We start from the raw sequence: 25,280 nt of genomic DNA on the forward strand, positions 1-25,280 counted from the left end.
TCTTAATGGCGCCGTTTCGGCACGCCAGCGATCGAAATCGCGGGCGCCAGACTGTTAACTGCAGCAACCGAGCCACGCGGATGCGATTAACCCTTTCGAAAGAGTTGCGTTGCGCCAAGGGCCCCCGCGTGACATTCTCCATCCTGTCCCAGGGAGGCTCGGAACGAGATGCTCCGCTCGCCAACGAGCATCCCGGACAGGCTGGGAAAAGCTCCATAAGCTGTTGCTGCGGTTGACGATTCGAATAGATGGCGAAGGCGGGAGGGAGCGCATGCTCCGGCGGTTCCTCCCCCTCGGTTCGAAACGCCAGCCGCGAAGCGCGGCGAAAGATCGACGCGGCCCGAGATGAAACAGTTGCCTGTGTCGAAACGCGCCAGTGGGGCACGGCGCGCTTCGGGGGCCGCGAGGGCGCTGGAGCGCCTTGAACAGGCCGCCGAACAGGAGACGACGTGAAGCGGGAGAAGATTTTCAACCTGCCGGGCGTCGTCGCGGCTCTCATCGCGATATTGACGGTCATTCAAATCGCGGTCGATCTGTTTCCGCGATCCGTCGGCGTCTGGACGCTGGTGTATTTTTCGTTCATTCCCGCCCGCCTAAGTTTTCTCGTGGCCCCCAATCAGGTGGTGCATGCGCTCGCCGATGTCGACGTCGACGAGTTGGCGGCCTTTCTCAATACGGCGCGATTCGCCTGGTGGACGCCGCTCAGCTACGCCTTTCTACATGCCAACTGGACCCATCTCGCGATCAATGGCGTGATGCTGGCGGCGTTCGGCGCTCCGGTCGCGAGGCGTCTTGGATCGATGCGTTTTCTCGGCTTCTTCGCGGTGACGGCCATCGCCGGCGCGTTGGCGCATCTCGCCACGCATCCGTTCGACCTGGAGCCGGTGGTCGGCGCCTCGGCCGCGATTTCCGGCGCCATGGCGGCGATCGCGCGCTTTGCTTTCGCGCCAGGTGAGGCGCTCGGCGAACGCTGGGACGGGCGAGCGCGCGACGAAAGCGAAGGACGCCGCCCTCAAACGCTTGCGCAAACTCTCTCTGATCGGCGGGCCATGGTGTTTTTGATGAGTTGGTTGCTCGTGAACCTCCTGTATGGCCTGGTTCCGCAAGCGCCTGGCGGCGCGGGCGTCATCGCCTGGGAAGCGCATATTGGAGGTTTCATGGCCGGACTGCTTTTGTTCGGCTGGTTCGATCCGAAAAAGGGCGTCGCGCGGCGCTAAGTTTTTCGGCGCGAGACGGAGGCGCGCGCGGCCTATTTCTGACAAGCGGGACAGTAGAACGTCGAACGGCCCGCTTGCGTCACCCGCGCGACGAGACCCTTGCAGCCGCGCGTTGGACAGGGCGCGTTTTCGCGGTCGTAGACGCGAAAATTATGTTGGAAGTAGCCGAGCGAACCATCGGTCTGTCGGTGGTCGCGCAGCGAGGAGCCTCCCGCCTCGATCGCCTCCGTCAAAACCGCCTTTATCGAGGTCGAAAGGCGCTCCAGCGCCTTCAAAGGCTCTCCGGCGGCTGCGAGACTTCCTGCGATGCGCAGCGGCGAGAGTCTGGCGCGGTGAAGCGCTTCGCAGACATAAATATTGCCGAGCCCGGCGATGTTTTTTTGATCTAGCAGCGCGGACTTGAGCGGCGTCGCGCGGCCTTGCAGTATCCTCGCCAGCGCCGCGGCGCTCATCGCGGGGTCCAGCGGCTCCATGCCGAGCTTCGCGAACAGCGGATGCGCGGAAATCTCCTTGGCCGCCAGCAGCAGCATGAAGCCGAAACGGCGCGGATCATTATAGGTCACGCGGGAGCCGCTCTCGAAATTAAAGACGACATGGTCGTGGGCGGGATGTTTTGAAGGCGAAAGGTGAAAATCTCCGGAGGGCGGAGCCGCGTCGATACGAAACGATCCGCTCATGCCGAGGTGCATGATCAACGCTTCGCCATTATCCAGTTCGGCGACGAGGTATTTCGCCCGCCTGCGCAATGTCGCGACGCGCCTCCCCGTCAATCTCGCCCGAAAATTCGGCGGGAACGGAAAACGCAAATCCGCGCGGCGCAGTTCGACCTCGAAAATCGACGAGCCTTCGAAAATCGGCGCGAGCCCGCGCCGCACGGTCTCGACTTCGGGCAGTTCGGGCATGCTTTCGTTGCTTTCGCGCAAGGAACGATGGCGATTTCAACGGCAAGGCGAGCGGCCGACAGCGATTTTTACCGCGCGGCCTTGCACAAGCGTCGCTTCCACTTCTCGCCGGCTTTCAGCTCCGCGTCGAGAAGACGACGCTTTCGGAGCGATCTGGGCTCGCGATCGGGTTCGGCGGCGGTTGGCCTATCAGGCGGCAAGACGATCGCCGCGGGTTCCACGAAATCTTGTGGCGCGACGCTTTCCGGCCGAACGGTCGGCGTCTTCGGCCGCATCCGAGATTTGACCCGAATGGCAGGAGCCATCTCGGCTTTTCTCGCGACACGACCGCGACGGGGTTTCTCCTCAATCTCCGTCGAAGGAACCGCGAGCGCGACGCTTTCGATGAGACTCGGCAACACCCTGCCGGTCGGCGCGTTGGGTGGAGCGATCGGTTCGGCCGCAACGGCTCCGCTTCGACCGAAAACGGCGTCGGCCGCCTTCATCGCGGTTTCATAATCGTCGCCTTGACCGCTCCGGTTCGCCGTGAAAACACCGACATCGAGGAAGGCTGGCGGCGCATTTATCGTACCGGCCTTATCGCTCCTCGGCGAACGCGGCGCCGAGGATTTAAATGACCGGGGCTTGAATTCGATGACGAAAGGTCGGACGGGACGGCGCACGGAACCTCGACAGTAAACGACGCTTCGACAGCGTGGAAATTCTTTGGGCTTACGTTCAGGCGGCGATTTTGGCGACGTGGGCGCCGCCTTGAGAGGAATCGCTCGCGACGAGAACCCAGCCGCTTCGCGCTCGAATTAGGCGTCTTGCATTTTCCCAAGGCGGGACGGGACGGAAGGGCCGTTCAGAAGCGCCTAAAAGGATTTAACGATTCTGAAAGAAAAAACAACTCTCTTCTGTGCGATCACCTGGGCTGAACTCAGCTAAATGCGCTCGATCAGGTTCGTCGCTTCGTTTTAAGCGTTTTTACGCGGCCTGCAAAAGAGAACATTCGGATAACGAAGACCCTCGCGGTCGTGATTTGCTCGCTTTTCGCGCTTCGACATCGAAACCGAATCGATGTTCGTCATCGAATCATTAGCGACTCGTCGGGCCGGGCCCCCGGCCATGCGGGCTCCGAGCGAGAAGCGCCAGATGGCCCGAACCGCGAGCGAACGAGGCCGGATATTGGACGGCCCGTCCAATCCGGCGCTCGAGATCTAGCCCATTAATTTGGTCGTTGCACTTTCAAGGTCTCCAACTCGACACGGGTGAGGCGAAAGAAGCCTCGCCCGCCGGCGCGGGTCGCGAACTTGCCGCCAGCGCGCGCGCAAAGACGTTTGAACCATTCCTCATTGGTCATTTCAGCGGGACATTCGTCAATATTCAAAATCGTTGTATCAGGCCGAAAGCGCACATGCAGGAGAACCCTCGCGCCGTTAAGGTCGGCGGCGGGCGCTACAGCTTGCTCCGCGGCCGTTTCGATCCGCGCGACCGGCGGGGGATTTTCTCGGTCAATGGCTGTGTTCATTTGCATCGCATCCTCCTTAATGGTGAAGCACACAATCGGAGCCCGGAGGTTATCCAAGCGGCCGAGCGCGGGCAGTTCGATCGCCGGCCCAGGCGATGATTTATCGCCAGATCCGCTCACGGCGGCCGCGACGCCCCCAACAGCCCGCGCCTAAACGCGACCACCGCTATGTGCGCGATATACACAACGAGATCATTACGCTTGGCGTTGAGCGCCCGCAAGATGTATTCCGAAGGTGTCTTGCCTAAATTTCAATCATACACTTATGTAATGAGGTTCATCTGGCGTTCGATATGGAACAAAAACTGTCGATTGATTTGCCTGCATCGGATGTATTGCTAACAAAGTTGTGATATTTGGTACAATACCGCGCTTGCGTCGGTCGTGATTATAAAGAGCCCGGATTTCTCGGCTAGCGCATTTTCACCCGCGCTGCTTTCCTGTTCGTCTATCGAGCATAACGATATATGTATTTGTTTACAAATAAAGAAAGTAAGCACGGAAATGGATTGGCTGCGCCGCCCGCCGCGCTTTCGCCACTTGAAAATTCAGCATTGTCGCGTGTTGACAGGATTTTCCGGTTAGATGTATCAATCGATATAATTCATATATACGGCGTGGCCGGAATTGTCGGTTGGGCTTGAGCCCTTCCGATCGTCCCGCGCCAGCGTTGGCGGCGCGAGGCGCCCGCGGTCGAGGCGGCGTTCGCCGCATCCCTTGAAATCTTGTCGATGCGAGCGAAACAATGTGCCTCATCAAGGAAATCGATTACAGAACGCCGGCCTCCACGTCGGAAAAGACGGTGACCTTGACGATTGACGGCAGGGCGGTGAGCGTCCCGGAGGGGACGTCGATCATGCGCGCGGCGATGGAGATCGGCGTCGAAATCCCCAAGCTCTGCGCCACCGACAGCATCAAGTCCTTCGGCTCATGCCGCCTGTGCCTCATCGAGATCGAGGGTCGCAACGGCCTTCCCGCCTCCTGCACGACGCCTGTCGCGCCGGGCATTTCCGTAAAAACCTCGACGCCGCGGCTGCATGCGATCCGGCGCGGGATCATGGAGCTTTACATCTCCGACCACCCGCTCGACTGCCTGACCTGCCCGGCCAACGGTGATTGCGAGCTGCAAAAAATGGCGGGCGCGGTCAGCCTGCGCGAGGTGCGATACGGTTACAGTGGCAAGAACCACGTCTTCGCCCGCAACGAGGGCAAGCCAAACGCCGAATGGCTGCCCAAGGACAAGTCGAACCCTTATTTCACCTACGACCCCTCGAAGTGCATCGTCTGCAATCGCTGCGTGCGCGCCTGTTCCGAGGTTCAGGGCACGTTCGCGCTGACGATCGAGGGGCGCGGCTTCGACAGTCGCGTCTCGCCGGGGATGGGCGAGGGCTATATGGAGTCCGAATGCGTTTCCTGCGGCGCTTGCGTTCAGGCCTGTCCCACGGCGACGCTGATCGAGAATTCGGTCATCGAGATCGGCCAGCCCGAACATTCGGCCGTCACCACCTGCGCTTATTGCGGCGTCGGCTGCACTTTCAAGGCCGAGATGCGCGGCGAGGAGATCGTGCGCATGGTTCCCTGGAAGGGCGGCAAGGCCAATCACGGCCATAGCTGCATCAAGGGCCGCTTCGCCTATGGCTATGCGCTGCATCGCGACCGCATCCTTTCCCCGATGATCCGCGAAAAGATCACCGACCCCTGGCGCGAGGTGAGCTGGGAGGAGGCGATTAATCACGCCGCCTCGGAGTTCAGGCGGATTCAGGCGAAATACGGGCGTCTTTCGGTCGGCGGCATCACCTCCTCGCGCTGCACGATCGAGGAGACCTATCTCGTGCAAAAGCTGATCCGCGGCGGGTTCGGCAATAATAATGTCGACACATGCGCCCGCGTTTGCCATTCGCCGACCGGCTATGGCTTGAGCCAGGCCTTCGGCACGTCGGCCGGCACGCAGGATTTCGACTCGGTGACGGAGGCCGACGTCGTTCTGATTATCGGCTGCAATCCGACCGACGCCCATCCCGTGGTCGGCTCGCAGATCAAGAAGCGGCTGCGCGAAGGCGCCAAGCTCATCGTGGTCGATCCGCGCCGCACGGAGCTGGTGCGCTCGCCGCATATCGAGGCGGACTTTCATTTGCCCCTGCGCCCCGGAACCAATGTCGCCATCGTCACGGCGCTGGCGCATGTAATCGTCACGGAAGGTCTGGCCAACGAAAAATTCGTGCGCGAACGCTGCGATCTCGACGAATATCAGGACTGGGCGGCCTTCGTTTCGGAGGAGCGCAACAGTCCCGAAGAAAGCGAGAAATACACTGGCGTTCCCGCCCATCTCGTGCGCGGCGCGGCGCGGCTTTACGCGACGGGCGGCAATGCGACGATTTATTACGGCCTCGGCGTCACCGAACACAGCCAGGGCTCGACGACCGTCATGGCCATCGCCAATCTCGCGATGGCGACCGGCAATCTCGGACGGCGCGGCGTCGGCGTCAATCCGCTGCGCGGGCAGAACAATGTGCAGGGCTCCTGCGACATGGGCTCCTTCCCGCATGAGTTTCCCGGCTATCGCCATGTCTCCGACGACACTGTGCGCAAGCTGTTCGAGGAGGCCTGGGGCGTGCCGCTGGACGGCGAGCCGGGCCTACGCATCCCCAATATGTTCGACGCCGCCGTCGATGGCGTGTTCAAGGGCCTCTATGTGCAGGGCGAGGATATTCTGCAGTCCGACCCGGACATCAAGCATGTCTCCGCCGGGCTCGGCGCGCTGGAATGTCTCGTGGTGCAGGATCTCTTCCTCAATGAGACGGCCAATTACGCGCATGTCTTTTTGCCCGGCGCGAGCTTCCTCGAGAAGGACGGCGTCTTCATCAACGCCGAGCGCCGCATTCAGCGCGTGCGCCGGGTGATGAGCCCCAAGGCCCGCTACGCCGATTGGGAGGCGACGCAGCTCTTCGCCAATGCGCTGGGCTGCAATTGGAATTACACCCATCCGAGCGAGATCATGGACGAGATCGCCAAGCTCACGCCTTCCTTCGCCCATGTCTCCTACGCCAAGCTCGACGAGGTCGGCTCCGTGCAATGGCCTTGCAATGATGCGGCGCCGGAAGGCATGCCGATCATGCACATCGACCATTTCGCGCGCGGCAAAGGCAAGTTCGTCATCACTGAATATGTGCCGACGGAGGAGCGCACCGGGCCGCGCTTCCCGCTGCTGCTGACCACGGGCCGCATACTCTCCCAATATAATGTCGGCGCGCAGACGCGCCGCACCGAGAACAGCCAATGGCATCCCGAGGATGTGCTGGAGCTCCATCCGCATGACGCCGAGGTGCGCGGCGTGCGCGAGGGCGATTGGGTGCGCGTGCAAAGCCGCGCCGGCGAGACGACGCTCCACGCCAAGATCACTGATCGCGTCGCGCCGGGCGTCGTCTACACGACCTTCCACCATCCTCTGTGCCAGACCAATGTCGTCACCACCGACAATTCCGATTGGGCGACCAATTGCCCGGAATATAAGGTGACGGCGGTGCAGGTCTCGCCCTCCAACGGCCCCACCGAATGGCAGGAGCGCTATCGCGAAATGTCGGAGAAGAGCCGACAGATCGTCGCCGTCGGGGAAGCGCGCTAGGCGCAGTATCGGCGTTTCGCCGATCATCCGGCGACTTATCCACAAATGACTCGCCGCAGCCCCGCGCGGGCTCGGCGACGTCTGTCTCAGACATGCGCTGCATGATCGTCATGACGCGCGTCCGGCCCGAGCCTGTCCGTCATGAGCGCGTCCGTCATGGACCTTAGACGCCAGCCCGGAGTGACTTTTCGAAAAATGCGCGCCAGTTTCCGATCGCGATCGGAGAATTTGCGCCATGCGATTGGCTTCGCCAGCATCGAGAGACCGAATTCGTTTTCGAATCGAGGCCGCCGATCTTCTGTCTGCGATCGCTGCGCCCCTTGTCGCGCTCGCATTGCGGGACCCCGTCCTGCTCGATCCCGGCGCGCTTCCCTGGGACTTTCCGGCACCCTATCAATACGCTTTCATCTCGACCGCTTGCGCCCTGCTCATGATGCTCTGCTTCCGGCTGAGCGATCGCATGGGGCAGTTTTTCTCCGTGCGCGACGCCTTCGCCGTCTGCGGCGCCGCGGCGGGCGCCGTCGTTTCCAGCTGCGCGATTCTCTTCGCCCTCACGCGCTTCGAGGGCGTGCCGCGCTCGACCCCGCTGATCTATGGCCTCGTGCTGAGCGCCTCGATGATCGCGATTCGCGTGGCGACGCGGCTGCTGCACAAGGATCTCGAGCGCAAGCCCGGGCCCGACTCGAGGACGCGCGAGGACGATCTGCAACGCGTGATCGTGGTCGGCGTCGATCGTCTCGCCTCGGCCGCGATCAAATTGACGGATTACCTGCTGCCCCGCAAAACGCAGATCGTCGCCGCGCTCGATGGGCGGCCGGGTCTCGTCGGTCGGAAGATCGCCGGCGTCTCGATCGTCGGCGATCCTCGCGACATCGGCTCCATCATCGATGAATATGCGGTCCATGGCGTCTATGTCGATCAGGTTTGGCTCGCCGAAGACAGGACGCTTCTGGCCCCCGACCTCCTCGCGGCGTTCCATGCGCAATGCGCGGCGCGCGGCGTGGCGATCGTCGGCATATCGGAGGCCTTGAATTTCATCGCCTCGCCGCCGACCGCCTCGGTCGCGGGCGCCGCGATCGACGCGGCGGGACAATTCGAGCCGCCCGATTACTTCGAGTCGAAGCGCCTGATCGATCTATGCGCGGCGAGCCTTTTGTGCGTCGCGACTCTTCCGCTCGCGCTCTGCGTCGCCTATGTGGTCTTTCTCGATGTCGGCGCGCCTTTGCTGTTCTGGCAGCAGCGAATCGGGAGGAACGGTCAGAAATTCCTGCTCTACAAGTTCCGCACCTATCGCGCGCCCTTCGACGAGAACGGCCTACCGGCGCCGGAGGACCAGCGCCTCTCGAGAGTCGGGCGCATGATCCGCGCGATCCGCCTCGACGAGCTTCCGCAGCTCTACAATGTGATCGCCGGTCACATGTCGCTCATTGGTCCGCGACCCTTGTTGCCGCAGGATCAACCCGATGATCCAGGCCCCCGTCTCAGCGTGCGCCCGGGCCTCACCGGATGGGCGCAGATCAACGGCGGGACAGCCGTTTCGCCGGAGGAGAAAAACGCGCTCGACCTCTGGTACATCAAGCACGCCGACCTGCGACTCGATCTCGAAATCGTCGTCGGCACGCTGCTGGTCGCTCTGGCGGGCGTAAGGCTGAACGATCGCGCCATCGACGACGCGGTTCGCTGGTATCACGAAGAATTCGACGCGGCCGGACGCGACGCTGCGCGAGGCGAAGAGACGCCGCGCGACCGTCATCGCCGCGAGGGAGCCTCCGACCAGACCAATAGGCGTCGGAAGCTCGAGGCCGTGCAAATCGATTACCCCTATCGCGCCGTCGAACCCGGTTGAGCGCATCGTCCGACGTATTTCGGACGAGCGCGCTCGCTGTCGGGCGCGAAACGATCGCGCGGACGGTGCGGCCGCAGCCTCTCCTCGGTCTTTCGACCGATCCAGCGTCGTCGGCGAAAACGTCGTGCTGTCGACTCTGGCTCGACGCGCGGCTTTGCATTTTCGGTCGGCGCTCGACGTGAGCAGGAGATTTCAGATGCAGCATGACGTCAATTTTCAGGACGAGGCGAAGCGCGCATTGCTCGGGCTCGTCGATGTCACGGGCTTGCGCTACAGAATCGGCGACAGGACGCTTCGCGTCACCCTATCGGACCCGCCCAATCACAATGCTCTGACCAGAGCCGCGATGGACAGTCTCTATGCAACGCTTCGCCGTTTTCAGGCGCTTCCCTTCGACCGGCTGACGCTGGCGTTCGATACTGCGTCCGGTTCGGTCGCCTGCGCCGGTCTCAATCTGAAGGACTTCGAAACGTCGGCGCGGGCGCTGCGCCCCGGCGACGATCTGCTGGGGGAGGAGAGCTATTTCGTTCGCGCGGCCTCGGCTTTGCGCCGATTGAGCCGCATCATTCCCACATCGGCTTTCGTCGACGGACATCTCGTCGGCGCCGGCGTCGAGCTGGCTCTGAGCTGCCGAGAGGTCGTCTGCGCGCGGTCGGACAGCAAGATTCTGCTGCCGCATCTGCGGATCGGCGTTCCCTATCACACCTCCGGCCTCTGCCATATGGCCGGCGTCGTCGGATGGGACGTGATGTCGCGAGCGATGGTGACGGATGCGATTCCTGTGCTGCTGTCGCAGGTGCTCGCCGCTCGCGCGAGGATAGAAGGCCTCACGCCGGCCGAGCGTATCGCAGACGCGAAAATCGCGCTCGATCGCATGGCCGCCGTCTTCCATGGCCGGCCGGCGCAGATCGGCGACGCTTTTTTCGCCGTGGAGGATCGCACCGGCAAGACGCGCAGCATCGCCGAAGCGCATCTCATCCAGATCATGTCGCAAATATTCTTCGGCGACGATATGGACGCGCTGCCGCTCGCATTGCGGGAGATCATCGATGCGCCGCGCGTGCGCGCATCGTCTCGCGCGGACAGTCGGCTGGCGGAATCGCTCGCCGCCCATCGCGAGAAGCCGAAGCGTCTCAACCATCATTTCTCGAAAGCCATCGGCGCGGGCTGCGCTTCCGAGGAGCCGGGCGACGCCGATCGCCTCATCGGATGACGTCGCGCATCGGCGCTATCCGAATCGGCGCCGATGCGGCGTCTGCCCGAACGCAGGAGCGATTGCATGGAAACGATAGGCCTCGAGCAGGGATTGCGCGAGCGAAGGGCGGTCAGGCATTTCAGCGACGCGCCTGTCGGCGATGCGCTGCTCGCGGAGATTTTCGAGCTCGCGTCATGGGCTCCGTCGCCGGGCAATACGCAGGCGTGGAAAGTGATCGCGCTCGGCGATGACGCCTCGAAGGATGTGATCGCGCGCTTCGAGCTGGCCGGATGGGAATCGGTCTTTCCCGTGCTGGAGCAGGTGCTCCGCAATGACGCGGCCGAGCGCGCCTCTGCCGCGCCGCGCGGCGAGGCGGATGATCTGCGACCGGCGACGGCGGATGACTGGAGCCGGCGCGTGATCGCCATGTATCAGCGCCATTTCGAGGTGAGGGGCGGGCCGAGGCTGGTGTTCGTCTATCGCACCGTCGACAGGCGGAGATACGCAAATCTCGTGCGTCTGTCGCTGTCGGCGGCGATACGCCGCGCGCGTCGCGAGCCTTCGCGTCTCGATGGGCTGCGCTGCTTGCTTTCGTCGCTGCGAAACGTGCCTGTGCTGGTGCGCGTCAACGCGCTGACGCGAACATTCGGACTGGCCAATTTCACTTACGCGCTGACGCTCGCCGCCGCCTCGCGCGGTCTGGCGACTTGCATTCAATCCAACTATCTCAATGTTCAGCGCGACCTTCGGCGCTATCTCGGTCTTGCCGCGGACGTCGACATCGTCGCCTCGGTGTTGATCGGCTACAAGGCGGCCGACGCGCTGCCGGCGCCGGAGACGTTCCGCACGCGCAAGCCGGTCTCGGTCGATTGGATCGATGCCTCTCCCGGCGTCGCTGCGGCGTCGCGACGCGATGCGAAAATCTTCGAATCTGTCGAGTGAGGCAGGGCGGCTCAGCCGCCCTTGCGCGTCAGCATTCCTTTGGCCGGATCATAGGCGATGAGCGCTCCCGCCGAGAACAAGGTCGTGTAGCCCGCGACGGCGGCGAGCGACTCCCAGGAGATTTTCTCATAGAAGGCGAAGCGGATCAGCTCCACCGCATGGGTGAAGGGATTGGCGAGGCAGATCCAATAGAGCACGGGGCTGGATTCCTGCACGCGCCACAGCGGATAGAGCGCCGAAGAGGCGAAGAACATCGGGAAGATGACGAAGTTCATCACGCCGGCGAAATTCTCGAGCTGCTTGATCGCCGAGGAGAGCAGCATGCCCAGCGCGCCGAACATCAATCCGGCGAGCATGAGCGCCGGCAGAACGGTGAGATAGCCGAGCGGCGTCGGCGGCTCGATCTCCCAGAAATAGGCGATGATCAGATAAGCGTAGACCTGCAGGATCGAGACGGCGACGCCGGCGAAGAGCTTGGCGCCAAGAAGGAACCAGCGCGGGAAGGGCGACACCAGCAGCGTGCGCATATTGCCCATCTCCCGATCGTAGACCATGGAGAGCGACGATTGCATGCCGTTGAAGAGCTGGATCATCGCCATCAAGCCCGGCGTGATAAAGACCTCGTAGAGAACATAGGTCTCATAGGGCGGGATGATGGAGACGCCGAGCACCTGGCGAAAGCCCGCCGCGAAGATGAGCAGCCAGACGAGCGGCCGCACCAGCGCGGAGACGAAGCGCTCGCGCTGATGCAGAAAGCGCAAGGCCTCGCGCCAGACGACGCCTGCGAGGCAGATGGCGTATTGGTGAATGGAGAATGGCGCCAGCGTCGATGGAGAATTCGTCGCTGCTTTCATGCGCACGTCCTTTCCAGTTGTTTTTTCGCTTCAGTCGCGTTGTCATGATCATCGTGAGCGCGCGCTCGCGATGATCAGCAGGCCGATCGACAGGGCGACCGCAAATAGGACCAGAAATGTCTTCACATTCTTGCGGCTCCCTTCGATCGCATCCCCTGGCCGGCCGCGAGGGTAGACGATCGGCAGCTCGGCGCCGATAGGCGGCGGCGCCTCGCGCGCGATCGCCAGCTCGAATGTCCCACCCTCGACGGCATACTCGGCCATGCAGCGGTAATAGACGTGGTAGCCGGCTTCGCCGCGATCGTTGCATTGTCTCTCGACACGGGAAATTTTCGCCATCGTCTCGATTGGGGCGCGAGTCAGAAAGCGCAATGGCCTTCGCAACAAAAAGGCGCTGGCGCCGAAAAACAGCGTAAGTGCAACGACTACGCCGAATGTGCTTTGCAGCATTTCCACTCTGCGGCCTTTCTTTCGTCTGGCGGCGCGCTGGAAGACGCAGCCTAGCTCGCTGCGGCAAGACCGGTGATCGCCGTGAACGCCGCGCCGATGTCGACGACGCCGTTTTGCGTGACGATATTCTCCGCGCTTCCGCGCGCCAGCACCTTGCCCTGATGCAGAATAACGACATCGTCGCTCGGCGCGACCTCGTCGATGAGATGCGTCGTCCACAGCACGGCGAGATTTCGCTCGGCGACGAGCGCGCGCACCTGCGCGAGAATATCGGCGCGCGCCTTTATGTCCAGGCCGACGGTGGGCTCGTCGAGCAGCAGCAGAAGCGGCTCATGCAGCAGCGCGCGCAAGATTTCGACGCGGCGCATCTGTCCGCCGGAGAGATCGCGCGCCTTGTCCTTGGCGCGGTCGGCGAGGCCGGCGCGCTCGAGCAGGCCCGCGCCGCGCCGCTTCGTCTCGGCGGGGCCGATCCCATGCAGCGCCGCGTGATAGACGAAATTCTGCATCACGTTCAATTCGAGATCGAGCGTGCGCGCCTGGAAGACGACGCCGAGCCGGCGCAGCGCCTTGCCGCTCTCGCGCGCAACGTCATGGCCGAAGATTTCGATTTTTCCCTCGCGCGCGGCGTAGAGATGCGTGATCAGCGAGAACAACGTGCTCTTGCCGGCGCCATTGAGGCCGAGCAGCACGGTGAAGCTTCCCGCCGCGACGGAAAAGCTCACATCGTCCAGCGCGCGCCGCGCGCCATAGGAATGGCCGATCCGCGCGACATCGAGAGCGAGCGGCTCGGCGCTCATTTGGTCGCCACGGCGATGCCCCAGGGGAATGCGCCCACGGGAATGGACTTCAGCACCTTGAGGCTCGCCACGTCGATGATGGAGACATCATTGGAGACGCCATTGGCGGTCAGGAGATATTTCTTGTCCGGCGTGAAGGCGAGATGCCAGACGCGCTGGCCGACGAGCAGATATTTCTCGATTTTCTTCGTCGCCGTGTCGATGACGGCGACGCGATTGGCCGGGCCCAGCGCGACGAAGGCGCGCTTGCCGTCATTGGTGAAGGCGACGCCGATCGGCTGAATCGCCTCCTTGGAGAGGCCCGGAATCTCGAAGCGGATTTTCTGCGTCACGGCATGCGTTTGCGGATCGATAACGGCGACCGTGCCGCCGATCTCCGACGACACCCACAGCTCGGAAGCGTCGGGCTTGAAGGCGGCGAAGCGCGGGCGCGCGTCGACGAGCACATTGGCGATGATCTGCTTCGTCTGCGTGTCGATGAGATGCGCCATATTGGTCGTCTCGGACGTATTCACCAGAATGCGTCCGTCCGGACTCACCGCCATGCCTTCCGGCTCGACGCCGACGGGCACGTCGCCGATCTGGCGCTTCGTCTTGGTGTCGATCAAGGTGACGAGATTGTCGTTCTCGTTGGACACATAGATCGTCTTGCCGTCCGGGCTCAGTATCATCAGCTCGGGATCGGGGCCGGAGGGCAGATTGCCGGTGATCTTCAGCGTCTTGGTGTCGAGCACCTGGATCGTGTCGTCGTCGCCGGCGCAGATATAGAGCTCGGAATTATCCTTGGAGATCTCGATGCCGCGCGGCCGGCGCCCGACCTTCACGGTCTTGATCGCCTCCATCTTGTCGGTGTCGATGATGGTGACGCTATTGCCTTTCTCATTGCTGACATAGGCGGTGAAGGCGTGGGCCGGGGCGGCGAGAAGTGTGGCCGCCGCCGCGAACATGCAGAACGCGCGTCCCTTCTCCCATTTGTGGGAGAAGGTGTCGCGCGAATGCGCGACGGATGAGGGTCCGTCCTGGGCGGCTTCGTCGAGGGCCCTCATCCGACCCCACTTCGTGGGGCCACCTTCTCCCGTAAACGGGAGAAAGAAGAGCGCCCGGAGATGTCTCGTCGCTTTCATTGCAGCCTGCATTTGGTTTCGGGCTTGTCGACGCCCAATGTGTCGAGCTCGGAGGTCTGGTGCAGGAAGCCTTCCTGCGGCGACACCGAAACAACCATGCGGCCGTCGCCGAGCAGAATAGGCTGACGCAGCTGCCGATTCCAGGGCCGCAGCGACAAGCGCACGCCCTTGAACGCCGCAATGGTGAAATCCGGGCCGGTGAGATAGGCGGCCAGCGTCTTCGGATCGGCCGAGGAGGCGCGCGTCGCCGCCTCGCCGATCATGCGCGCGGCGACCCAGGCCTGATGATCGCGGGCGTTCATGCCGCGATGGAACTGCTTGCGGAAGCGATTTTGCAGCTGCACCGCGCCCCATTGCTCATGCGAGGCGTCCCAGCTCGTCGGAACGAGTCCGGCGGACCCCGCCACCGGCCGTGGATCGAAGGTCCGATAGGGCAGATAATTGCCGAACACGTCGCTCTCGTCGGCGGCGATCAGCACGTCATAGCTCGCGCCCTGCGTCAGCGGCGGGATCAGCCGCTGCGTCTGCACGCTGCCGGAATCGGAGCGGCGGCCGCCCTCCGTATCGACATAAATGCGCTCATCGACGATTTTCGCGCCGAATTTCTTCGCGCTGGCGCGATAGGCCTTGGCGAGAAGCTCGTCCTCCGGATGCGATCCCTTGACGAGGAGCCAGCGGCGCCATTGCTTCCAGACGAGATATTGCGCGAGCCCGTCGGTCAGCATGGAGCGCGTCGGCGCGACATGGAGGACATTGGCGCGGCAATCCTCCTCGCGCAGCGAATCATCGGTCGCGCTCACATTGAAGAGCAACGCGTCGCGCGATTTCAGCGCGTCGGCGACGCGGAGAAGATCGGCGGCGGGAAGATCGACGACAATGGCGACCGCGCCGTCGTCGACGAGCTTTTGCGCGGCGGCGACGGGGTCCTCGCCGCTCGCGAGCTTCGCGTCGACGGCCTCATAGCTCTGGCCGGTGAAGCGGCCGGTCGTATTGTCGTCGGCGACGCCGATCAGCGCGCCGGCCAGCGTGTCGTCCTCGGCCGGCAGGTCGAGGATCGACAGGGTCTCGCTCGAATGCGGCTGGCGCAGCACGCCGAATGTCACATGCAGCGGCTCGGCCGCGGCGGGGAGGGTGGAGAGGAGAGCGGCGATCGAGACGCCAATGACGCAACGCTTGATCATGACGCGTGACGGCCGCTCCTTCCTTCGTTCAGCGAATCAGCTTCAGCAGCGCCCGGCCGGCCTTGGACTTCAGCTCCTTGGCGTCGAGCGTGCCTTCGTCGTCCTTGTCGGCCGCTTTGAACAGCTTGCCGACGAGGGCGAGATATTCCTCTTTCGTGAGCGTTTTGTCATCGTCCGGATCGGCGGCGGCGAATTCTTTCTTGCCGATGCGCGCGCCGACCTCCTTGCGGTCGACCGTGCCGTCATTGTCCTTCTCGAGCGTGTCGAACACGGCCGCCGCCGCCTTGCTCACCTCGGCGAGGTCGAGCGTGCCGTCATTGTCCGTGTCGAAGCTCTTGATCGGCGAAGGAGCGGCGAAAACAGGTTGTGCGACCAAGGCCGATGCGAGGCAAAGTCCCGCGCCGAGGGCGATCACGTGAAATTTAGAAGTCATGTCTTGCCTCCATTTCCCGTTCATATCATGCAGAGTCGGCAATCTGATTGTCCGATTCTCCCAATATAGGCGGAGGCGGCCGATCACACAAAGCGTGGCGGGCGACAATGCTCCGCTACAGATCGTCACCCTCCCGCTCCTCACCGTCCCGCTCCTCGACCTCGGGAAGCGGCAACAGCACCTCTATGCGCGTGCCGCCTTGCGGGCCGGGCTCCATCCGCATGAGGCCGCCGAGCGCATGGACGCGCTCGCTCATGCCGATGAGGCCGAGGCCGAATCGGTGCGCCTCCGGCAGGCCGACGCCGTCGTCCTCCACCAGAACGCGCAGCGCCTCGGCCGCGCCGGCTTCGGCGAGCTCGGGCGGAGCCTCGACGAATTCGAGCCGCGCCTCGGCGTTGGCGGCGGCGGAATGGCGGAAAATATTGGTGAGCGCCTCCTGCACGACGCGATAGGCGGTGAGCGCGATCTTCTCGTCGAGGCAGGAGAGATCATGGACGATGCGCAGCGACAGCCGCACATCGCCGCGGCTGCCGGTCCAGGAGGCGAAAAGGCCGCGCAACGCCGTCTCCAGGCCGAGCTCGCTCATGGCCGGCGGGCGCAGCCGCTCGAGCATGCGGCGCAGCAGCGTCTGCAGCGCCTGCCCGGCGGCGTCGATATTGGCGCAGGTTCGCCGCAGCAGATCGTGATCGGGAAAATTGCCCGAAGTGGAGGCGGCGAGCGTCGCCGCGCCGGCGCGTATGGAGAAGAGACAGGGCCCGGCCTCGTCGTGCAGATCGCGCGCTATGTCGTGGCGCTCGGAATCCTGGACCGCGAACAGGCGGTCGATGAGCGAATGATTCTCGTCCTGCACGCGGTCGAGCGTCGTGGCGAGCGAGTTGAGCTTATGGGAAATATCCCTGAATTCCGTGGCGCCGCGCAGATCGAGGCGCACCTCCTTCTCGCCCGCCTCGAGCCTCGCCAATCCGCGGCCGAGCGAGTCGAAAGGCGCGAGCGTGCGGCGCAGCAGCTCGAGCACCAGAGCCAGCATCAGCAGCGTGACGGCGAGGCTGATCGCGCCGAGCCACAACAGGTCCGACCAGATTTCGGCGAGCTCGTCGACCGGATTGGAGATGATGGCGATATTGCCATATTGGACGTCGCCGATCCGCGCCGGAATAATGTCGACCTTGGGCGCCGGCGCGACGAGGCTCACGAACCAATCGGGCACGCCAGTCTGCATTTCGGCGCGCAGTTTCGAGTCGAAGCTCGGCGCAATGTCGTCATTGGGCAGGATCTCGATCTCGATATGGCGGAGATTGCGCAGATTTTCGAAGAGCCGCCGCAGCGATGGGATCGGGTCCCTGGTCTCCTGCAGGCTGGCGAGCGCGGTCTCGACGAGCTCATGCGACAGATGCTCTATGCTCTCCGCCTCGGCGCGCACGCGCGGGCCGGCATGGCCGATCATGATCGTCACATTGACCGCCAGCATGGCGGTGAGCACGACGGCGATGAGCCAGCCGAGGCGCGCCTTCAACGACATGGCTTTCCACGACACGGCTCTCAACGACCTGGCCTTCCACGAGATGGCCTTCAAGGACATGGAACGCTCCCGCTTTCGCCCTGCGCCGGTGATTGACAAACAAGATTTTGTATTCCCATAGTAATCTCACTCTGTAACAGTGGCTATGCCCGATGCGCGTGCTGATCGTCGACGACCATCCTATGGTGATTGCCGGATGCCGCGGCATGTTGTCCGGGCAATCGGACATAGAAGTGCTGGAGGCGCGCGACGCCGACGCGGCGTTGGAGGCGCATGCTTCCGCGCAGCCGGACGTCATCGTGCTCGACATTAATCTGCCGGGCCTTTCGGGTTTCGAGCTGCTGCGCCGCATGCTCAAGCGCAAGCCGGACACGAAGGCGATCGTCTTCACCATGAACGACGATCCGGTCTTCGCCGCGCGCTCCATAGAGCATGGGGCCAAGGGCTATCTCGCCAAGAACGAGGACCCTGCGCTGTTCGTGAAGGCGGTGCGCATGGTCGCCGCCGGCGAGCGCTATCTCTCCAATCAAGTGGCGCAGAAGCTCGCCTTCTTCGATCAAAAGCACGGCGCCAATCCGCTCGAGGGGCTGAACGGCCGCGAGCTGGAGATTTTGCGCCTGCTCGCCGAGGGCAAGGGCATGGCGGAGATCGCGCATATCATGCGCGTGTCCTACAAGACGGTGGCGAACAGCTGCTCGCTGCTGAAGCGCAAGCTCGGCGCCCGCTCGCGCGCCGATCTCATCCGCATCGCCGTCGAGAACAGGCTCGCCAAAGAACTGGTCTGAGATCTCCGTGCGCGCCCCTTGCTCCCGCTCGCGAGAGAAGGCGGCCCTCGCGTCGGATGAGGGCGCGGCGTGTTCCGAAGCCTCGATTTTGTCTCAGGAATATTTAGACATTTCGCTCGGGAAAAATAGGAAAACGAAATTCCGCGGGGCCCTCATCCGACGCTTGCTGCGCCAGGGCCGCCATCCGCCGCGAGCGCGAGCCGGAACGAAGCGAGCCTCTTCACGCCAGCCGCTGCTCGATCGCGATGCGCACCAGATCCATCGGCGTGCGCGCGCCGAGCTTGCGCTTCAGCAGCGAGCATGTGTTGGCGATCGTCTTGTACGACACATGCACGGCGTCGGCGATTTCCGTCATGCTCGAGCCCTTGCCCAGCATGCGCAATATCTCGAGCTCGCGCGCGCTCAGCTCCGCCAGAGGATTGGCGATCGCCGCGGTCTTGTCGAAGGCGAGCCGGTTGGCGAGCCGCGGCATCAGGAACACGCCGCCGGCCGCCACGTCCCGCACGGCTTTCAGCAATAGAAACGGATCGTCGTTCTTCGTCACATAGCCGCGGGCGCCGGCCTCGATCGCCCGCGCGGCGAAGATCGGATCGTCATTCATCGAGAAAATGACGATGCGCGCCTCGGCGTCGTGACGCAGCATGCGGCGGGTCAGCTCGAAGCCGGAGGCGCCGGGAAGGTTGATGTCGACGACGGCGACGTCCGGCCGCCATTCGACGAAGATGCCGAGCGCCGTCTCCGCGTCGCCGGCGTCGCGCGCCTCTATGTCGCCTTCGCCGGAGAGCATGGCCGCGCAACCGGACACGATGATCGGATGATCGTCGACGATCAGGACACGCATGTTGTGGCTCACGACGCCTTTTATCGGGACGCTTCGCTCGGAAGCGCCAGGACGGATTGACCGGGCGCTACCCATACGTAAAGTCGCCGCGCATTGCAAAGGCGGGTCCCCATGCTGCAAGGATTGTCGTTGCGCGCCCGGCTGCTGGCGCTGCTCGGCGCGACCCTCGCCGCCGGCCTCGCGCTCGGCGTGGGCCTGTTGATGCTGCACGCCGCCTCGCGCGTGCGCGCCGAATCGGACAGCACCGCCCGCCTCGCCCGGGAGTTCGTGGCGACGGCGCTGGCCAGCGTCGCGGAGAGCGACGATCCGCTGCTCGCTTTGCGTGGCCGGCTCGCCGATGTCGAGCGGCTGCGGCACATTCACATCGTCATGGCCGGCTCGGGCGAGGAGGCGGCGCTGGCGGGGGAGGGCCGGGGCGCGCCCTTCTGGTTCGCGGCGCTCGTCGCCGGCGCGCCCAGCGTGACGCGCATCGCCCTCGACGGCCGCGGCCGGCTGCAGGGCGAGCTGGTGCTCGCCGCCGACCCCGGCGACGAGATCGACGAGATCTGGGAGGAGGTCTGGCTGCTGGCGCTGGGCGCGGCGGCTCTGGCGATCGCCGGCTTCGGCGTGGTGTCGGTCGTCGTCTCGCGCGCGCTGGCCCCGGTCTCGACGGTCGCCGAGGCGCTGCTGCGTCTCGAGCGCGGCGACCGCAGCGTGCGCATGGCCGCCGGCGATGCGCCGGAATTCGTCGCCATCGCCAGCCGCGTCGATGCGCTGGCGGAGACGCTCGCGCGTTTCGACGCCGAGAATCGCGCGCTGGTCGAGCGCATCATCCATGTGCAGGACAAGGAGCGTCGCGACATCGCCCGCGATCTGCACGATGAGATCGGCCCCTTTCTCTTCAGCATACGCGCCGGGCTCGGCGCGCTCGCCCGCAAGCTCGAGGGCGCGCGGCGGGACGATTGCCTGGCCATAGACGGGCAGCTCGGCGCATTGCAGCAGGTCAATCGCCGCATTCTCGGACGGCTGCGGCCGGCGGCGCTGGAGGAGATGGGTCTCGAGGGCGCGCTGCAGGCGCTCGTCCAGGGCTGGCGCGATCTCGATCCGAAGGTCGCCGTCGACCTGCATGTCGCGGAGTCTCGGGCGCCGCTCGACGAATCGATCGCGCTCACCGCCTATCGCATCGTCCAGGAGGGGCTGACCAATGTGTTCCGCCATGCGAGCGCCGCGCGGGTCGATGTGACGGTGGAGCGCATTTTCTGCGGCGGAAAAGCCGAATTGCGCGTCACCGTGCGCGACGACGGCGCCGGCGTTCCGGAGGGCGTGCGCGAAGGCATCGGCCTGCGCGGCATGGCCGAGCGCGTCGCGGCGCTCGGCGGTCGGCTGACGCTCGACGCCGCGACGCCGCGCGGCGCGCTGCTCGAGGCGCGCTTGCCGCTCGAGAAGCGCTCGCCGCTCGAGACGCGCGCGCTCGAGATTTTGTGCGACGCAAAATAGGTTTTGATCCAGACGCGCGAAATTCTTTCACGCTCACGCTCGTGGAGAGAAAAGGATTCGTGGCCATTTCGTGACTTCGTCTCGGCGCGACGATCTGCCTCTCGCCAAGTCTCTTCAGATAGTTTATGTAGCAAAACGTACAAAGCGAGAGCAGCGCGGTTCCATCGCGCAGGCGCCTCGCAAGGGACGACGCGTATCGGTCTCCCTATAGCGGCATAAAGGGTCGTCACATGGACTATCGGCGCTTTTTCGAGACGGCGGTCACTCGTCTCCAGGAGGAACGTCGGTACCGGGTCTTCGCCCATCTCGAACGCTGTGTCGAAACCTTCCCACAGGCGGTCTGGCATCGCGACGACGGCTCCACCCGCGAGGTGACGGTGTGGTGCTCGAATGATTATCTCGGCATGGGCCAGAACCCCGAGGTGATCGCCGCGATGGTCGACACCGCCACGCGCGTCGGCGCGGGCGCCGGCGGCACGCGCAACATCTCCGGCACCAGCCATGCGATCGTGGAGCTCGAGAGCGAGCTCGCCGATCTCCATGGCAAGGAGGCGGCGCTCGTCTTCACCTCGGGCTGGATCTCCAATCTCGCGGCCATTTCGACGATCGCCGATCTACTGCCCGATTGCGTGATCCTCTCGGACGCCTCCAATCACAATTCGATGATCGAGGGCGTGAGACGCTCGCGCGCCGAGCGCAAGATTTTCCGCCACAATGATCTCGCCCATCTCGAGGAGCTGCTCGTCGAGGCCGGAAATCGGCCCAAGCTCATCGTCTTCGAGAGCCTCTACTCGATGAATGGCAATATCGCGCCGGTCGCCGAGATCGCGGCGCTCGCCGAGCGCTATGGCGCGATGACCTATATCGACGAGGTCCATGCCGTCGGCATGTATGGCGCGCGCGGCGGCGGAATCTGCGAGCGCGAGGGCGTCATGCATCGCATCGACGTCATCGAGGGCACGCTGGCCAAGGGTTTCGGCACGTTGGGCGGCTATATCGCCGGCGACCGCGTCGTCATCGATGCGATTCGCAGCTATGCCGCCTCCTTCATTTTCACCACGGCTCTGCCGCCGGCCATCGCCGCCGCGGCGACGGCCGCCGTTCGCTTCCTGAAAGCGCGCTCCGATCTGCGCGCCGCCCATCAGCGCGCCTCGCATATCACCAAGCATGCGCTGGCCGCCGCCGGCCTGCCGGTGCTGGAGAATGGCTCGCATATCGTGCCGGTGATGGTGCGCGACGCCGAATTGTGCAAGGCGGCGAGCGACATGCTGCTCGAGCGCCACGACATTTATATCCAGCCGATCAACTATCCGACCGTCGCGCGCGGATCGGAGCGTCTGCGCATCACGCCGACGCCGCGCCACACGCCGGAGCATATCGTCGCTCTGGTCGAGTCGGTGGTCGATGTGTGGCACACGCTGGGCATCGCTTTTGTGGAGCCGCCGCAGCATCTCCATGTCGATGCGGAGAGCCGCGAGCGCTGTACCTATCCCGAGATCAAGCTCGCCGCGCAGTGAGCGGTAGCGACTCGGGCTCGAGGATTTAAACAGCTTCGCGTCCCCTTCTCCCGCCTGCGGGAGAAGGTGGCCCTCGCGTCAGCGAGGGTCGGATGAGGGTCCGCGCCCTTGCGCACTGAAACCTTCATCGTCCCCGGAAACCGCAGCCGCCCTCATCCGACCCCGCTTCGCGGGGCCACCTTCTCCCACGAGTGGGAGAAGGAAGCGCGCTCGATTGATGCGGTTTTTTTACTGCACCAGCTTGGGCTGGCTCGGCCGAGGCGTCTCGTTCTCTTGCAGAATGCCGAGACGACGCGCCACTTCGGTATAGGCCTCGACGAGGCCGCCCATGTCGCGGCGGAAGCGATCCTTGTCCAGCTTGTCGTTGGACTTGATGTCCCACAAACGGCAGGAGTCGGGAGAAATCTCGTCGGCGACGACGATGCGCATCATGTCGCCTTCCCACAGCCGCCCGCATTCCATCTTGAAGTCCACGAGACGGATGCCGACGCCGAGGAAGAGGCCGGAGAGGAAATCATTGACGCGAATGGCCAAGGCCATGATGTCGTCGATCTCCTGCGGGCTCGCCCAGCCGAAGGCGGTGATGTGCTCTTCCGAGACCATCGGGTCGTCGAGCGCGTCGTTCTTGTAATAGAACTCGATGATGGAGCGCGGCAGCTGCGTGCCTTCCTCCATGCCGAGGCGCTTGGACAGCGAGCCGGCGGCGACATTGCGCACCACGATCTCGAGCGGAACGATCTCCACCTCGCGAATCAGCTGCTCGCGCATGTTCAACCTGCGGATGAAATGCGTCGGCACGCCGATGTCGTTCAGATGCTGGAAAACGAATTCCGAGATGCGATTGTTGAGGACGCCCTTCCCGTCGATGACTTCGTGCTTCTTGGCGTTGAACGCGGTGGCGTCGTCCTTGAAATGCTGGATCAACGTCCCGGGCTCCGGGCCCTCGTAGAGGACCTTGGCCTTGCCTTCGTAGATGCGGCGGCGGCGGTTCATCGGGATCAACCGGGGCTTGAGAAAATCCATTGACGGGCCCGTGGCTCCTCGGTTCGGCTCCGGAAACGATCGCCGCCCCGGCCAGAGCGCGAGCTCGGGTAGAGGGACGTCGGTCCGAAGCGGCGTTCGCAACGGCCGCGGATGGAACTGGGTCGTATCCTGTTCCAGCGGCCGTTACAACCCGCGATGCGAGACTAACCGAATCGAGGGGCGGACACAACTTGACTGAAATTTTCGTTAAATGGCCAATGTCATTGGTTTTTAGATCGAATCGCCTACATCCCGATCGCGCCTGATCAGCGCGGGCCGACAAAACATCCGAGGGTTGCATGAGCACATTCGACAACCGGGAAGAATCTTTCGAGAAGCGCTACGTCCATGAGCAGGAGCTCCAGTTCCGCGCCGAGGCGCGGCGCAACCGGCTGTTCGGCCTGTGGGCGGCGGAAAAGCTCGGCAAGACCGGGCCGGAGGCCGAGGCCTACGCCGAGGCGCTGGTCGCCGCGGAGGCTTCCGCCAATGCCGAGGAGCGGGTCCTGGATGCGGTGAGGGGCGATTTCGGCGCGGCCGGCGTCGACCAGTCCGACCATCAGCTGCGTCGCACGCTCGACGAATTGCTGGAGACGGCGAAAGCCGAGCTGAAGCAGGGCCCAGCCTGACGGCCGGCGCGGTTTACCCTTCCTTTATCCGCGCGCGTCACCACTTATCGCCATGCGCGATTCCCCAAGAGCCGCAAGCAAAAGATCGGGCGCCGCCTTTTTGGCGGCGCCCGATGTCGCGTCGCAGGCTCTGGCCTGGCTCGACCATCTGGCGGGCGAAAGGCGCTCCTCCCGCCACACGCTCGACGCCTATGCGCGCGACGCCCGGTTTTTTCTCGCCTTTCTCGCCGAGCATCGCGGCGCGCCGGCCGACGCCGCCACATTGAGCGCGCTCGCCCCGGCCGACATACGCGCCTTCATGGCGCGGCGCCGGATGGAGGGGCTCGAGAATCGCTCGCTGCTGCGGGCGCTGGCCGCCGTGCGCTCGCTGCTGCGCTTCCTCGAGAAAAAAGGCCTCGCCAAGACCGATGTCTTCGGCGCCGTCCACGCGCCCAAAAAGCCGCACAGCCTGCCCAAGGCGCTGAGCGTCGCCGACGCGCGCGACCTGACCGACGCCAAAACCCGGGCCGGGGAGGCGCGCGAGCCCTGGGTCCTCGCCCGCGACGCCGCCGCTCTGGCGCTGCTCTATGGCGCGGGATTGCGCATCTCCGAGGCGCTGTCGATCGAGCGCGACCGCGCGCCCATCGGCGCCGTCGATCGCGTCTCCATCGCCGGCAAGGGCGGCAAAACCCGCGTCGTCCCGGTCATCGAGCCGGTTCGCCGCGCGATCGAGGACTATATTTCGCTGTGTCCCTATGCGCTGGCCGGCGGCCCGCTGTTCGTCGGCGCGCGCGGGGGGCCGCTGTCGCCGCGCATATTGCAGCTCGCCGTGGAGCGCATGCGCGGCGCGCTGGGCCTGCCCGACAGCGCCACGCCCCATGCGCTGCGGCATTCTTTCGCCACCCATCTCCTGGGGCGCGGCGGCGATCTGCGCAGCATACAGGAGCTGCTCGGCCACGCCTCCTTGTCGACGACGCAGATCTACGCCGCCGTCGACAAGGAGCGCCTGCTCGAGGCCTGGCGCTCGGCGCATCCGCGCGGCGCCCGCCATCCCGCCAAATCGACTTGATTTTACTTAGAATTCAATCGATCTCGTCAAGCGCTCCCTTGCCGAAATTTTGATCTTCGGCGAGGTCTCGCCTTTTCGCGGCCGCGCCCTTCCTTTCCTTGCGAGCCTGCCTTGCGAGCCCGCTGGTTTTGTCGCTTCGTGCGATCCCGCACGCCTTTGATTTTCCGGCTCGGGCAGGTTGACGGCGTCCGTTGAGGGGACGAGCGCCGGCGATCGGTGGAGGGGAAAATGGGTCAGACGCCGAGGCTATCGCTGCTCGGAGTGTTTCTCGTCATGGCTTTCGCCTATGGCGTGTGGATCATCGTCACCTCGGGACAGGCGGCTTCGGCCGACGCCTGTCTCGGCTATGCGCTCTGCCGCTGAGCGGCGGAG

23 protein-coding genes are annotated in these 25,280 nt (G+C 64.2%); 11 read left to right on the top strand and 12 right to left on the bottom strand.

What is annotated here, in order from left to right; translation table 11 throughout:
* Positions 1 to 620 precede the first annotated feature (620 nt).
* Complete coding sequence (locus VIF40_RS18335) at positions 621 to 1,217, top strand: rhomboid family intramembrane serine protease (RefSeq protein ID WP_331938961.1); 597 nt, start codon at positions 621 to 623, stop codon at positions 1,215 to 1,217.
* A gap of 32 nt (positions 1,218 to 1,249) precedes the next feature.
* On the opposite strand, the gene mutM is transcribed toward VIF40_RS18335, so the two are convergent.
* The 3 genes from mutM to VIF40_RS18350 form a co-directional block, all read right to left on the bottom strand.
* Complete coding sequence (gene mutM, locus VIF40_RS18340; protein WP_331938962.1) at positions 1,250 to 2,119, bottom strand: bifunctional DNA-formamidopyrimidine glycosylase/DNA-(apurinic or apyrimidinic site) lyase; 870 nt, start codon at positions 2,117 to 2,119, stop codon at positions 1,250 to 1,252.
* A gap of 68 nt (positions 2,120 to 2,187) precedes the next feature.
* Complete coding sequence (locus VIF40_RS18345; RefSeq protein ID WP_331938963.1) at positions 2,188 to 2,781, bottom strand: hypothetical protein; 594 nt, start codon at positions 2,779 to 2,781, stop codon at positions 2,188 to 2,190.
* Between the two features lie 545 nt (positions 2,782 to 3,326).
* A complete protein-coding gene (locus VIF40_RS18350; RefSeq protein WP_331938964.1) occupies positions 3,327 to 3,629 on the bottom strand; it encodes a hypothetical protein in 303 nt (100 codons plus the stop codon).
* A gap of 745 nt (positions 3,630 to 4,374) precedes the next feature.
* Here VIF40_RS18350 and fdhF point away from each other — a divergent pair.
* The 4 genes from fdhF (at position 4,375) to VIF40_RS18370 (ending at position 11,234) form a co-directional block, all read left to right on the top strand.
* The gene (fdhF, locus tag VIF40_RS18355; RefSeq protein WP_331938965.1) at positions 4,375 to 7,251 is read left to right on the top strand and encodes a formate dehydrogenase subunit alpha; all 2,877 of its coding nucleotides are present in this window, start codon (positions 4,375 to 4,377) and stop codon (positions 7,249 to 7,251) included.
* A gap of 334 nt (positions 7,252 to 7,585) precedes the next feature.
* Entirely contained in the window at positions 7,586 to 9,097 is a 1,512-nt protein-coding gene (locus tag VIF40_RS18360; RefSeq protein WP_331938966.1) for a sugar transferase, read from the top strand.
* A 196-nt stretch (positions 9,098 to 9,293) separates the two neighbouring features.
* On the top strand, positions 9,294 to 10,310 hold the full coding sequence (locus VIF40_RS18365; RefSeq protein ID WP_331938967.1) for an enoyl-CoA hydratase/isomerase family protein: 1,017 nt from the start codon (positions 9,294 to 9,296) through the stop codon (positions 10,308 to 10,310).
* Between the two features lie 66 nt (positions 10,311 to 10,376).
* Positions 10,377 to 11,234 (top strand): nitroreductase family protein, encoded by an 858-nt coding sequence (locus VIF40_RS18370; protein ID WP_331938968.1) that lies wholly within the window; start codon positions 10,377 to 10,379, stop codon positions 11,232 to 11,234.
* Positions 11,235 to 11,245: 11 nt separating this feature from the next.
* On the opposite strand, the gene VIF40_RS18375 is transcribed toward VIF40_RS18370, so the two are convergent.
* The 7 genes from VIF40_RS18375 to VIF40_RS18405 form a co-directional block, all read right to left on the bottom strand.
* Complete coding sequence (locus VIF40_RS18375; protein ID WP_331938969.1) at positions 11,246 to 12,088, bottom strand: ABC transporter permease; 843 nt, start codon at positions 12,086 to 12,088, stop codon at positions 11,246 to 11,248.
* 48 nt (positions 12,089 to 12,136) lie between these two features.
* Positions 12,137 to 12,427, bottom strand: a complete 291-nt coding sequence (locus VIF40_RS18380) for a hypothetical protein (RefSeq protein WP_331938970.1) — start codon at positions 12,425 to 12,427, stop codon at positions 12,137 to 12,139.
* A 161-nt stretch (positions 12,428 to 12,588) separates the two neighbouring features.
* The gene (locus VIF40_RS18385; RefSeq protein ID WP_331938971.1) at positions 12,589 to 13,335 is read right to left on the bottom strand and encodes an ATP-binding cassette domain-containing protein; all 747 of its coding nucleotides are present in this window, start codon (positions 13,333 to 13,335) and stop codon (positions 12,589 to 12,591) included.
* Positions 13,332 to 14,282 (bottom strand): YVTN family beta-propeller repeat protein, encoded by a 951-nt coding sequence (locus VIF40_RS18390; protein ID WP_331939065.1) that lies wholly within the window; start codon positions 14,280 to 14,282, stop codon positions 13,332 to 13,334. Before VIF40_RS18390 ends, VIF40_RS18385 begins: the two co-directional genes overlap by 4 nt.
* Positions 14,283 to 14,455: 173 nt before the next feature.
* A complete protein-coding gene (locus VIF40_RS18395) occupies positions 14,456 to 15,640 on the bottom strand; it encodes an ABC transporter substrate-binding protein (protein ID WP_331938972.1) in 1,185 nt (394 codons plus the stop codon).
* A 28-nt stretch (positions 15,641 to 15,668) separates the two neighbouring features.
* Positions 15,669 to 16,073: a calcium-binding protein gene (locus VIF40_RS18400; RefSeq protein ID WP_331938973.1), complete on the bottom strand. Its 405-nt coding sequence runs from the start codon at positions 16,071 to 16,073 to the stop codon at positions 15,669 to 15,671.
* Between the two features lie 115 nt (positions 16,074 to 16,188).
* Positions 16,189 to 17,652, bottom strand: a complete 1,464-nt coding sequence (locus tag VIF40_RS18405; RefSeq protein WP_331938974.1) for a histidine kinase — start codon at positions 17,650 to 17,652, stop codon at positions 16,189 to 16,191.
* Positions 17,653 to 17,744: 92 nt separating this feature from the next.
* Here VIF40_RS18405 and VIF40_RS18410 point away from each other — a divergent pair, with 92 nt between their 5' ends.
* Positions 17,745 to 18,377, top strand: coding sequence for a response regulator transcription factor (locus VIF40_RS18410; protein WP_331938975.1), 633 nt, complete (start codon positions 17,745 to 17,747; stop codon positions 18,375 to 18,377).
* A gap of 220 nt (positions 18,378 to 18,597) precedes the next feature.
* Here the strand turns inward: VIF40_RS18410 and VIF40_RS18415 are convergent, their stop codons facing one another.
* Positions 18,598 to 19,218, bottom strand: a complete 621-nt coding sequence (locus VIF40_RS18415; protein ID WP_331938976.1) for a response regulator transcription factor — start codon at positions 19,216 to 19,218, stop codon at positions 18,598 to 18,600.
* A gap of 111 nt (positions 19,219 to 19,329) precedes the next feature.
* Between VIF40_RS18415 and VIF40_RS18420 the strand changes: the two genes are divergently transcribed.
* Together VIF40_RS18420 and hemA are read left to right on the top strand one after the other, a co-directional pair.
* Complete coding sequence (locus tag VIF40_RS18420) at positions 19,330 to 20,694, top strand: ATP-binding protein (protein WP_331938977.1); 1,365 nt, start codon at positions 19,330 to 19,332, stop codon at positions 20,692 to 20,694.
* Positions 20,695 to 20,924: 230 nt separating this feature from the next.
* On the top strand, positions 20,925 to 22,211 hold the full coding sequence (gene hemA / locus VIF40_RS18425) for a 5-aminolevulinate synthase (protein WP_331938978.1): 1,287 nt from the start codon (positions 20,925 to 20,927) through the stop codon (positions 22,209 to 22,211).
* A gap of 228 nt (positions 22,212 to 22,439) precedes the next feature.
* Here hemA and purC read toward each other — a convergent pair whose 3' ends face one another.
* Positions 22,440 to 23,234, bottom strand: a complete 795-nt coding sequence (purC, locus tag VIF40_RS18430; RefSeq protein WP_018267133.1) for a phosphoribosylaminoimidazolesuccinocarboxamide synthase — start codon at positions 23,232 to 23,234, stop codon at positions 22,440 to 22,442.
* Positions 23,235 to 23,533: 299 nt separating this feature from the next.
* Between purC and VIF40_RS18435 the strand changes: the two genes are divergently transcribed.
* The 3 genes from VIF40_RS18435 (at position 23,534) to VIF40_RS18445 (ending at position 25,271) form a co-directional block, all read left to right on the top strand.
* Positions 23,534 to 23,860 carry a DUF1476 domain-containing protein gene (locus VIF40_RS18435; protein WP_331938979.1) on the top strand — a complete coding sequence of 109 codons (327 nt, stop codon included), beginning with the start codon at positions 23,534 to 23,536 and terminating at the stop codon, positions 23,858 to 23,860.
* A gap of 52 nt (positions 23,861 to 23,912) precedes the next feature.
* Positions 23,913 to 24,908 (top strand): tyrosine recombinase XerC, encoded by a 996-nt coding sequence (locus tag VIF40_RS18440; protein WP_331938980.1) that lies wholly within the window; start codon positions 23,913 to 23,915, stop codon positions 24,906 to 24,908.
* 228 nt (positions 24,909 to 25,136) lie between these two features.
* A complete protein-coding gene (locus VIF40_RS18445; protein WP_331938981.1) occupies positions 25,137 to 25,271 on the top strand; it encodes a hypothetical protein in 135 nt (44 codons plus the stop codon).
* Positions 25,272 to 25,280: the final 9 nt, after the last annotated feature.

Origin of the sequence: Methylosinus sp. (assembly GCF_036560965.1) — a bacterium.
Lineage (GTDB): Bacteria > Pseudomonadota > Alphaproteobacteria > Rhizobiales > Beijerinckiaceae > Methylosinus.